General features: G+C 61.5%; 7 protein-coding genes and 4 pseudogenes (1 of these 11 only partly in view). 6 read left to right on the top strand and 5 right to left on the bottom strand.

All coding sequences use genetic code 11. The features are described from left to right. Together ACXJ1Y_RS08225 and ACXJ1Y_RS08220 are read right to left on the bottom strand one after the other, a co-directional pair. On the bottom strand, positions 1-5 hold the beginning of the coding sequence (locus tag ACXJ1Y_RS08225; RefSeq protein WP_463849568.1) for a hypothetical protein. 214 nt of this gene lie to the left of the window's left edge; the window shows 5 of its 219 coding nt (coding positions 1-5); the start codon lies at positions 3-5; its stop codon lies beyond the left edge, outside the window. 743 nt (positions 6-748) lie between these two features. Further along, the gene (locus tag ACXJ1Y_RS08220; RefSeq protein ID WP_463850066.1) at positions 749-1,354 is read right to left on the bottom strand and encodes a sugar transferase; all 606 of its coding nucleotides are present in this window, start codon (positions 1,352-1,354) and stop codon (positions 749-751) included. Positions 1,355-2,482: 1,128 nt separating this feature from the next. Here ACXJ1Y_RS08220 and ACXJ1Y_RS08215 point away from each other — a divergent pair. From ACXJ1Y_RS08215 to ACXJ1Y_RS08195, 5 genes and pseudogenes are all read left to right on the top strand, one after another. Continuing rightward, positions 2,483-2,764 (top strand): annotated as a pseudogene (locus tag ACXJ1Y_RS08215) (ribonuclease H family protein); the annotation flags it as partial. 78 nt (positions 2,765-2,842) lie between these two features. Next, positions 2,843-3,538, top strand: a pseudogene (locus tag ACXJ1Y_RS08210) (IS5 family transposase); the annotation flags it as partial. Positions 3,539-3,634: 96 nt separating this feature from the next. After that, positions 3,635-3,985 (top strand): annotated as a pseudogene (locus ACXJ1Y_RS08205) (integrase core domain-containing protein); the annotation flags it as partial. Between the two features lie 20 nt (positions 3,986-4,005). Then, positions 4,006-4,161, top strand: a pseudogene (locus ACXJ1Y_RS08200) (integrase core domain-containing protein); the annotation flags it as partial. A 3-nt stretch (positions 4,162-4,164) separates the two neighbouring features. Beyond that, positions 4,165-4,314, top strand: coding sequence for a hypothetical protein (locus tag ACXJ1Y_RS08195; protein WP_463850202.1), 150 nt, complete (start codon positions 4,165-4,167; stop codon positions 4,312-4,314). A gap of 18 nt (positions 4,315-4,332) precedes the next feature. On the opposite strand, the gene ACXJ1Y_RS08190 is transcribed toward ACXJ1Y_RS08195, so the two are convergent. From ACXJ1Y_RS08190 to ACXJ1Y_RS08180, 3 genes are all read right to left on the bottom strand, one after another. After that, complete coding sequence (locus tag ACXJ1Y_RS08190) at positions 4,333-5,028, bottom strand: FkbM family methyltransferase (RefSeq protein ID WP_463849567.1); 696 nt, start codon at positions 5,026-5,028, stop codon at positions 4,333-4,335. Between the two features lie 28 nt (positions 5,029-5,056). Then, positions 5,057-5,767: a class I SAM-dependent methyltransferase gene (locus ACXJ1Y_RS08185; protein ID WP_463849566.1), complete on the bottom strand. Its 711-nt coding sequence runs from the start codon at positions 5,765-5,767 to the stop codon at positions 5,057-5,059. 300 nt (positions 5,768-6,067) lie between these two features. After that, positions 6,068-7,213: a sulfotransferase family protein gene (locus ACXJ1Y_RS08180; protein WP_463849565.1), complete on the bottom strand. Its 1,146-nt coding sequence runs from the start codon at positions 7,211-7,213 to the stop codon at positions 6,068-6,070. 232 nt (positions 7,214-7,445) lie between these two features. Between ACXJ1Y_RS08180 and ACXJ1Y_RS08175 the strand changes: the two genes are divergently transcribed. After that, positions 7,446-8,708 carry a radical SAM protein gene (locus tag ACXJ1Y_RS08175; RefSeq protein WP_463849564.1) on the top strand — a complete coding sequence of 421 codons (1,263 nt, stop codon included), beginning with the start codon at positions 7,446-7,448 and terminating at the stop codon, positions 8,706-8,708. The last annotated feature ends 2 nt before the right edge of the window (positions 8,709-8,710 follow it).

The following is an 8,710-nucleotide window of genomic DNA, read 5'->3' as shown; positions in this document are numbered from 1 at the left end:
AGCAATAGCCCCTTCATGACATCTACGATCCCCGCATCATCTCGACGGCGGACCTGAGCCGTCGCAGACTAAATCGCTTCCGCGCGATGGCGAGAGATATTCGTTAGATCATGAGCCGGAGAAGGGAAAGCGGACTTACGGGACTCTTCTGTTTGTCACGGGCTTGTTACGCCACTTGAGCAGCTTCCCGACGGCAACGCCGAGCGGCACGGAGAGGACGAACCAGTTTCGAAGGAAGCGCAGAACTTTGAGCATGGTCGTCTCTCGGGTACACTCGGTGAGCCGGCCTTACGGGTCTCGGCATGTCCGAAGGGCGAACAATCGGGTATCGGCGGTGTTCCTCGATCACGAACAAAGAGCCGTTCCGCCGCGGTGGGAGCCACCCTCCCGCAAGGAGGACGCGAAGCGGAAGGAGAACGCGGCCATCGCGCTCATCCTGCTCATTTCGGTCTTTGGGCTACTTTCTCCCGTCGCTGGCGGGACTTTGATCGGAATGGTCCTTGCCCTTCTGAAACAGTAAGGGCAGCATCACCTGCGAGGAAACGTCAAGCTTTCGGCCCTAGGGTAACGAAAGCGATATCGCAGGGGCTACAACAATGCATTGGACCGCCGTTCTCCTAGCGGCTTACGCAGCGTGCTTTCTGGAAATCTGGCGTCTCTGCGACGAGGCCCCCATCGCGCCGGAGGATCACCCCGGCGGTCTGTGAGTCCGATCCGGGAGTCCGCTCCGGCGCGCCCTGGCCGCCGATCAGCGGCTGCCGCGTTGGGCGAAGACGGCGGGAACCGTCCGGACCAAGATGATCAGGTCGCGCTTGAGGCTCCAATGCGCGGCGTAGTCGAGATCGAGGGCGACACGCTCCTCATAGGTCGTGTCTGAGCGACCGGAGACCTGCCACAGGCCCGTGACGCCGGGCGGCACCGAGAAGCAGGGGGTGAAGGCGGCGCCGTAATGCGCGACCTCGGCCTGCACGATCGGCCGGGGGCCGACGAGGCTCATGTCCCCGCGCAGGACGTTGACGAGCTGCGGCAGCTCATCGAGCGAGGTCTTGCGCAGCACCCGTCCCAAGGCGGTCACGCGCGGATCGTCGGTCAGCTTGTGCGTGGCGGCCCATTCGGCCCGCGCCGCGGGATTGGTCGCCAGATGGGCGGCGAGCGCCGCCTCGGCATCCACCACCATGGTCCGGAACTTCAGGCAGCCGAATGGGCGCCCGTTACGGCCCAGGCGCGTGTGCCGGAAGATCGGCGACTTGCCATCCCCCAACCAGACCGTCGCGGCGACCAGAGCCAGGAGCGGCAGGAGAAGGAGGAGGGCGCCTCCCGCCACCGTCACGTCGATGCTGCGCTTGACGGCCATGCCGAGCCGGCGTTCGAGCCCCCGTAAGGTCAGCGCGCTCAGGACGGGCTCGAAGCCGTGCTGCGATGTCAGCGCAGGCCTGAAGACTGTCGTCTGTCCCTTCGGACGCGGCATCGGTGCAGATCCTCTCGCGGGGGGAAGGTGGTTAAACCTTTCTTAATGGGGGCTGCATAACAAATGGGCGGGGCGTACACAAGCTTACGGAATGCCGCTCGACAATTTACGTCCGGTCCATACTTGCCGACGCAAAACATACGTTCCCGCAATGACTAGGCTATCGGGTGTTAACACGAGAACTATAAGAGAAGATCGCCACGCCGCATGGAAGGTGTTTCGACCCTGCAGTCCTGTGTGAAAGCGCCGTCATGCTCATTCTATTAGTGGTCGGAACCCTCGCAGGTGGCGTGGTCGGCTTCCAAATTGGCGTTGTATATAATTGGACATCGGCGGCCGTCGGCGCGCAACTCGGTGCATCCGCGGGAGTCGCCCTTGTCGCCGGCGTCTTGGGTGGTCGGTAGCGAATACGCATCCGCGTTTCAGATCGAGTTTGGTTAACGCGGAACGGCCATCCTCACCCAGTTTCTGCGATAGCCTCACGTCATCAAAATCCGCATCAGGCTCGGAAGAGACTTGTTTTCGTCAACATTGGTGTCGAGCTTGGCAATCGGGATCTCGTACCAATTTGATCCAGACCAAATCTAAACTTGTCCGGCGACCGGAACGACACGGCGAGCCTGAGCCCGGCCGGCGCATGCGGTTCCAGCCCCGCGCGGTCCGAAGGCGCCCGTCATAGACCTGCCCGCGTCACCGCCTAAGTAGGGGCTCGACCGACCCGCGCCGCGATGCCGGGTCTTGCGGACAGAGGATCGTCGTAGGGAATACCTGCATACAATAATTTGATCGAAATATTATCGCGAATATTAGAGTCATGCATCTGCCATCGGTGTCAACTGGGATCAATCCCATATTAATTTATTTTGAAGCTTGAGACTTGCTTACCAATCGATGGGATATCTGGAGATACACAGCGAAAAACAGTATGGAGGACAGGTGCTCCTCAGGCTTGATCTTGAGCGAGGCATGCATCTTGTTCGACATGGCCCATATAAAATGATAATCATCGTCTAGGCCAACGGCGGCTGCGCTCCCAATCCCGGCCTAGGTGGATGCGGCGTTGTCAGCTCGATGCCGGAGGGTCCATTGGATCTCTGCGGCGGTGACACTGACAGCACGAATAACTGCATGGAGCTGACCGCAGCTATCCGGGCATTAGAGCATTTCCCTGAAGGCGCACAGCTCGAGATACGTTGCGACAGCGAGTACGTCATCAATTCCGTCGCCAAATGGATGGCTGGCTGGAAGGCGAATGGTTGGCGCAACTCAAGAGGTCCGGTGAAGAACCTCGACCTAGGGCATAAACCGAACCAAGGCATTGTAGTGTTTGGTAGTTTGTGATTCCAGGTGCCCGTTTGCGGCCTGGAGGTGACGATGGCGAACCTGTTCTGGCTCTCGGATGAGCAGTGGGCGGTGATCGAGCCATTCATGCCCAGGGACCAGCCCGGACCCGATCGGAAGGACGACCGACAGATCATCTCGGGCATCCTGCACGTCCTGAAGGTCGGCTGCCGCTGGCAGGATACGCCCTCCGCTTACGGCCCGTACACCACGATCTACAACCGCTACAACAGGTGGTCGCAGCGTGGGGTCTGGCAGCGCCTGTTTGCCAAGATCGCTGCCGCAGGTCCTGTCCCCGATGAACTGATGCTCGACGCCACGCACGTGAAGGCCCACCGCTCGGCATCGGGCGGAAAAGGGGGGCCTGGAGCCAGGCGATCGGCCGCTCGCGCGGCGGGTTCACGAGCAAAGTCTATTACTTGGCCAATGCTCGTGGCCGACATCACCATGGCGCTGCCTCTGTTGCGCGCCGTCGTGCCACCCAAGCGCCTGATCGCTGACAAAGCCTACGACACACAGAGCCTGAGGGATTGGCTCAACAGCCACAAGGTGATCGCCACCAGCCCGTCCACGGCCACCCGGACGGTGCCCTACACGCACAGCCGGATCGCCTACCGGCGGCGCAATCGGATCGAGCGCCTGTTCGGCCATCTTAAAAACTGGCGGCGCGTCGCCACCCGCTACGACCGCCTGGCCTGCAACTATCTCGCCGCCGTCGCGCTCGTTTCCTGTGTCATCACAGTGACCTGAATGAGTCCCCTACCTAGAGACCCATTGATCGGCCATGACCGCCCAGGGCGACGCACCATCTTCCCGATGCGCTATGGCCCGGAGCTCAGCACCAAGTCCGTGCAGGCTTGGATCACCGCGGTCGGTGCCAAAACGGCCTATATCACTCCCGGCTCACCGTGGGAGAATGGCTATGTCGACAGCTTCAACGCTCGCCTACGGGACGAATTCCTGAATGGCGGGATTTTCTACACCCTGAAGGAGGCACAGATCGTGATTGCGAGCTGGAGACAGCACTACAACGCCGTCCGCCCCCACGCGTCACTCGGATACCGCCCGCCAGCCCCAGGGGTGTTCATGCCAGCCTTCACCGCCTTGCCGGCTGCGCGCGCCCGGCTGGCTCCGCCGGCCAAGCTCCCCATGGAGGAGCGGCCTACCGCGCACTAACTTTGCTGCTGGACCACCTTGTGGGGGCCGATCAGTTCCTGTCGCTGGCCGACGCCCGCGAGCGCATCGAGGAATGGCGATGTCACTACAATGAAGACCGACCTCATACGGCCCTGGGCGGCTTGACGCCTCGCGCCTTCGCCAACCAAGCTTTCACAGCCCGAGAACTTGCATAGGCCGTGGACCACAAACAGCGTCAACTCCACGGCCACGGCACGCTTGGCTGGACCATGGCCTGCGGCTGGGGGCGCCTGCTCGCCGACCTCGTGACCGGCCGGACTCCGGAGATCGCTGGCGACGACCTCGCGGTTGAGGGCTACGCGGCGTGAGGGGCCGGGCGGGACGGCCTACCGCGTTCCGGCGGCCCCGCGGAAGACTTTCACGACGGACTGGTGCGCGAAGGCGATATCGCACTGGAAGATCTGTCCGGTCGTCTCGCTTCCCCATCCAGGGCCGATCCAGACCGGCTGCAGACCGCGCCGCCGCATGTCCGCGATGATGATCTCGATCGGCGATTCGCCATCGTAGACGGGAATGAGCGAGGCTTCGAGGAGAAGCAGATCCACGTGGTCGATGCAGGCGCCGAGGCCGGCGATGACCTGCGGCTCAAAGCCCTGGACGTCGATCTTGACCATGATCGGCGGGCGAGGCTCAGGGAACGGCAACTCGTCCCAGATCGCGTCCAGCCTGCGGACGGTCACGATCTCCCGCGACGAGACCGCGATGGGAGCATGCTCCTCGATGGACCAGGGCTTGGCCTGCAGGATCGAGCTGCTCACCCGGTTTTCGGAGATGTTGATTACCGCTTCGCCGTTCTCGGCGCCGATCGCCAGGGGGCGGCAGTGCCAGTCCGGATGGCGCCGGCTCGTCTCGCGCAGGGCCTTGAAGCTTTCGGAGAGCGGCTCGAAGGAGATGAGCAGCCCGCCGAACCCGTGATGGATGAGTGCCTCGCCGAACTGGCCGGCATTGGCGCCGACATCGAGGACGCATCCGATTCCCATGGCCTGCATGAGCCGCATGATGTCCGCAGCGGGCGTCGACAAGGCTGAATTCTCCCGGGTCCGGTGGGAATCAAAGATCGTGCAGCCGAATCAGGTCGTCGCTCAGCGACGGCTGTGAAAGCGGCTGCCGCGACGCGACGTAGATCGACCGCTGCAGCGTGTCGCTCCCGAAGCCGACACGCCAGTCGAGGGGAAACTGTTCGTGGCGGGGCTGTGTCTGCGGCAGGTAGACATGGGCGAACAGTTGCTTCAGTTCGGCGTGGAGCCACGCGCGATCCGGCCGGCAGCCCAGTCCGTCGATGGCTTGGCTGGCATTCTCCACCGGCTCCGGCACCACGTTGCTCTGGCCGTTCGTCTGGTTGGACACGCAGGTCTCCAGCAGCAGGATGCCGCCGCATCGCGACGCCAGCGTCCTGAGCGCCCGGGCGGGGTCCGACAGGTGATAGAGCACGCCGTAGGCGTGTACGATATCGAAGACGTCCTCGATCTCGTCCAGGGCCCAGACGTCTCCAGCCCTGAGTTCGAGTTTCCCCTCGAAGGGAATGCCCGAGCGGCGCATGTTGGAGTCGAAGTCCCGCAAGTTCTCCTCACGGGGCTCGACGGCGAGGACGCGGCATCCCCGGTCAAGGTAGAATGACGAGAAGTCGCCGATGCCCGCGCCGACGTCGAGGACGGTCCTGTCCTCAAGGGGCAGGCCTAGGGACGCGAGATGTTCCAGGCGGCGCTGGGTGATCCGCAGATATCCGGGCGAATGGAAGATGCTGTCGATCGCTTGGGTCATTCGGCTACACCATCGGATGGAGTGGATTCGGGTACCCTGTCCTCGCGCCAACACCTTGCGCCTCCGGCACGCCCTGTCGCGCCACGCGGCGCGGCGGCTCGGGCCGCGCCGACATCCCCGCAGGTGCGACGTCCTCCATCCGCTCTAGCAGGCCATCGAAAGACTGTCGCCGCCCGTGCCGCGCGCCTCCCGCCGCGTTCCTCCCTGGGCGGGATTCTAGTTCACCGCGGAATTGCGTCCCGCCCTGAGAACCCGAAATCCCGAGCCGGCGCGCTTCGACCGAGAACCTGCCCGCTCGTCCTATGCCGAACCGGCGCCCCCTGCGACGGAGAGGGCTTGATCGCCCCCTGTCTCCACAGGACGCGCCACGATGTGGGAGCAGTTTCCGGCGCCCCAATATTTGTTCATAACGCATTCGTAGATTGCAAGATCGTACTTCAGATAATCGTAGGCAAACTTTCGAAACTTCGCCATGTCCATCAAGTCGAACTCGCGAGGATATGTATTCATGTTTTCTTGGTGCGCCTGCAGATCCAATCCTAGATAGGCTCCGGCGCGATTCAGGCTCGCATGGCTGTTCTCTGTCACGCCGATGAATTCGAAGTAATTATCGATATTGTTGATCGCCGTCTTAAAGACGTTGTCGTCGACCGGTTGGTCGTCGTCGATCCCTGAGAACATCCGCGTCACGATGTTGTCGAAGAAGACGTTGGTCCGCGTGCTCATCGCCTCGTAGATGTCACGGCAGGCCAGGACCTTCTCGTCCTTGAGGTGGCTCTTGGCATAGAAATAATACGATAAAACGTGGCTATAAGGATTCCTGATGAATGAGATGTACCTGACTTTTCTCTCGTAACCCTGATGGATACCGAAACGAAAATGGCCGTAAATTCCATCGAAGTTGGACAGCGCGCGGCTGGAAAGCTTCTTCAAGTCGGCGATGGTCAGGAAACCGTAATCCTCATAGGAAGCCAGCAGGGTGAAGTTTCCCGCTTGGTCTTCCAGGGCGCGTCTCAGGCTGGTCCCTCCGGATTTCGGCACGTGCAGGAACGCGACGAGATCTCGCTCCCCGGTCGGCAGGATCTTCGTGCCGACCCTGTAGAGTTTCCGCTCAATAAGCTTCCCTTCCCAAAACACTTCGATCGTGATGGCACCCTGTTCAGGCGTCATGTACCGCGCGCAATCGAGATAAAAGGTCCAGGCTCGGTTAAAAAGTCCTTGCGAGTACTCAGAAACGTCCGGGCGCTCATAATAATAAATGTTCTCTATCAACTCGCCATTGGCGTAGATGACAGGAAACGTCTCTCGGACTGCCGCGAACCAGCCGACGAAGGACTGAATGAATTCGTTGATCGGATCCTTCGGCGCGTCGAACATGATGGAAACATCGAAGTTTTGTAGAAATGCGGGTCTGGAAGATGAATTCGTGTTGGTTTCAACCGACATTTGAGTTCCCGGCAAGCAAGCCATGACGACGTTTGGATGACATTATGTGCAGCGGGATCATCGAAAATACCAGAAGTTTAATGTCTCATTGGCGTCCTTTCCGCTTCGTGCCGTGCGCCGACGACAGAGAGGACGCCCTGCACCGCAGCCGGAGATCGTGATAGCCTGACCGCCACCGGCCGGGACGCGAGGCCGGCTCCGTTTTGGCACGGCGATGCGCGGGGATGGTGGCATGAGCAAATCGATGCACGGCGCGCAGCCGCGCACCTCACCACGACGCTCCTCGAAGAATTGGGCCAGGGAACTGGCACCGATCGAAGGACGGCCCCTCAAGGTCGTGTGGGATGTCTCGAATAAATGCAATCTGCGTTGCGTGATGTGCCACTTCTCCTACGATGACGTGTTCCACCGGAAGGCCAAATACACCACGCCGGCGGAATTCGAGGTCATCGCAGCGCGCACCCTGCCGCGCGCCCACATGCTGATCCTGTCCGCCGGCAACGAGCCGCTGACGTCCCCGTACTTCAAGGAAATCTTGGAAATCGCGGCGAAGTATGAAGTCCCGGATCTGCTCTACATTACCAACGGGACGAGGTTGACGCCCAAGATCGTCGACGCCTCGATCCACAACGGCGTGACCCAGGTGCAGGTCTCGATCGATGGTTCCACCAAGGAAACCTACGAGCACATAAGGCGCGGCGCCAGCTTCGACCGGCTGGTCAAGAACCTGAAGTATCTCCAGAAGAGGAAGGCCGAGCTCGGAAGCGCTACGCCTAGACTTCAGTTCAACATCGTTCTCATGCGGCAGAACCTGGAAGAGCTGGAACGCTTCATCGACCTCGCCGAAGAGGTCGGCGCCGAGTGGATCGCGGCGCGCCACCTTCTGGTGATGAACGGCCTTAACATGGAAGATCAGTCGCTGTACGCCGTGCCGGAGACGGCCAATCGCTATTTCCAGAATTTTCTCGACCGGTCGGCGGCATCGGACCGCGTGAAGGTCATCAGCTTCCCGGATCTCTTCGATCTCGATGCGCTCCGGCAGCAGAGAATCGCCAACCGACGAGTGTCACATGACCGGCCGTTCGGCGCCGTCGATGTCCCCCACGGCGACCGCTTGGCGATCGGCCAGGGGGTGCTGTTCAGCGGTTGGGCGCTGGATTTGGAAAGAGTCGTCGGCGTCCAATTGGAACGCGAGGCAACGCGGGATGACCGTGAGGACGATCTCAACGAGTGGGGGCGCGTCGTGATCAACGAGGCGAAGATAGGCCTCCTCCGTTCCGATGTGGCCGAGATCTATCCGGAATTCCCGCGAAGCGCCGAGGCGGGCTGGCGCGTGAAGCTCGATGGGTTCGAGCTGCCGGAGGCCGGTCATCCGGTAATTGTCTACGTCGTCGCGTACGCCCTCGGACATCCGCCCGCCGATCTCGGTACGTTCACGATCTTGCCTTCGGCGCTCGACGGTGCCGCCGATGCGCTCCGGCCGACCGGGAGGTGAAC

It is taken from the genome of Methylobacterium sp. TK26 (genome assembly GCF_055361565.1).
This window is presented reverse-complemented; position numbering and strand designations above follow the sequence as displayed.

Coding starts and splice junctions, on each gene's coding strand:
- ACXJ1Y_RS08220 (WP_463850066.1), bottom strand. CDS start 1,354: ATGGCCGTCAAGCGCAGCATCGACGTGACGGTGGCGGGAGGCGCCCTC.
- ACXJ1Y_RS08185 (WP_463849566.1), bottom strand. CDS start 5,767: ATGACCCAAGCGATCGACAGCATCTTCCATTCGCCCGGATATCTGCGG.
- ACXJ1Y_RS08180 (WP_463849565.1), bottom strand. CDS start 7,213: ATGTCGGTTGAAACCAACACGAATTCATCTTCCAGACCCGCATTTCTA.
- ACXJ1Y_RS08175 (WP_463849564.1), top strand. CDS start 7,446: ATGAGCAAATCGATGCACGGCGCGCAGCCGCGCACCTCACCACGACGC.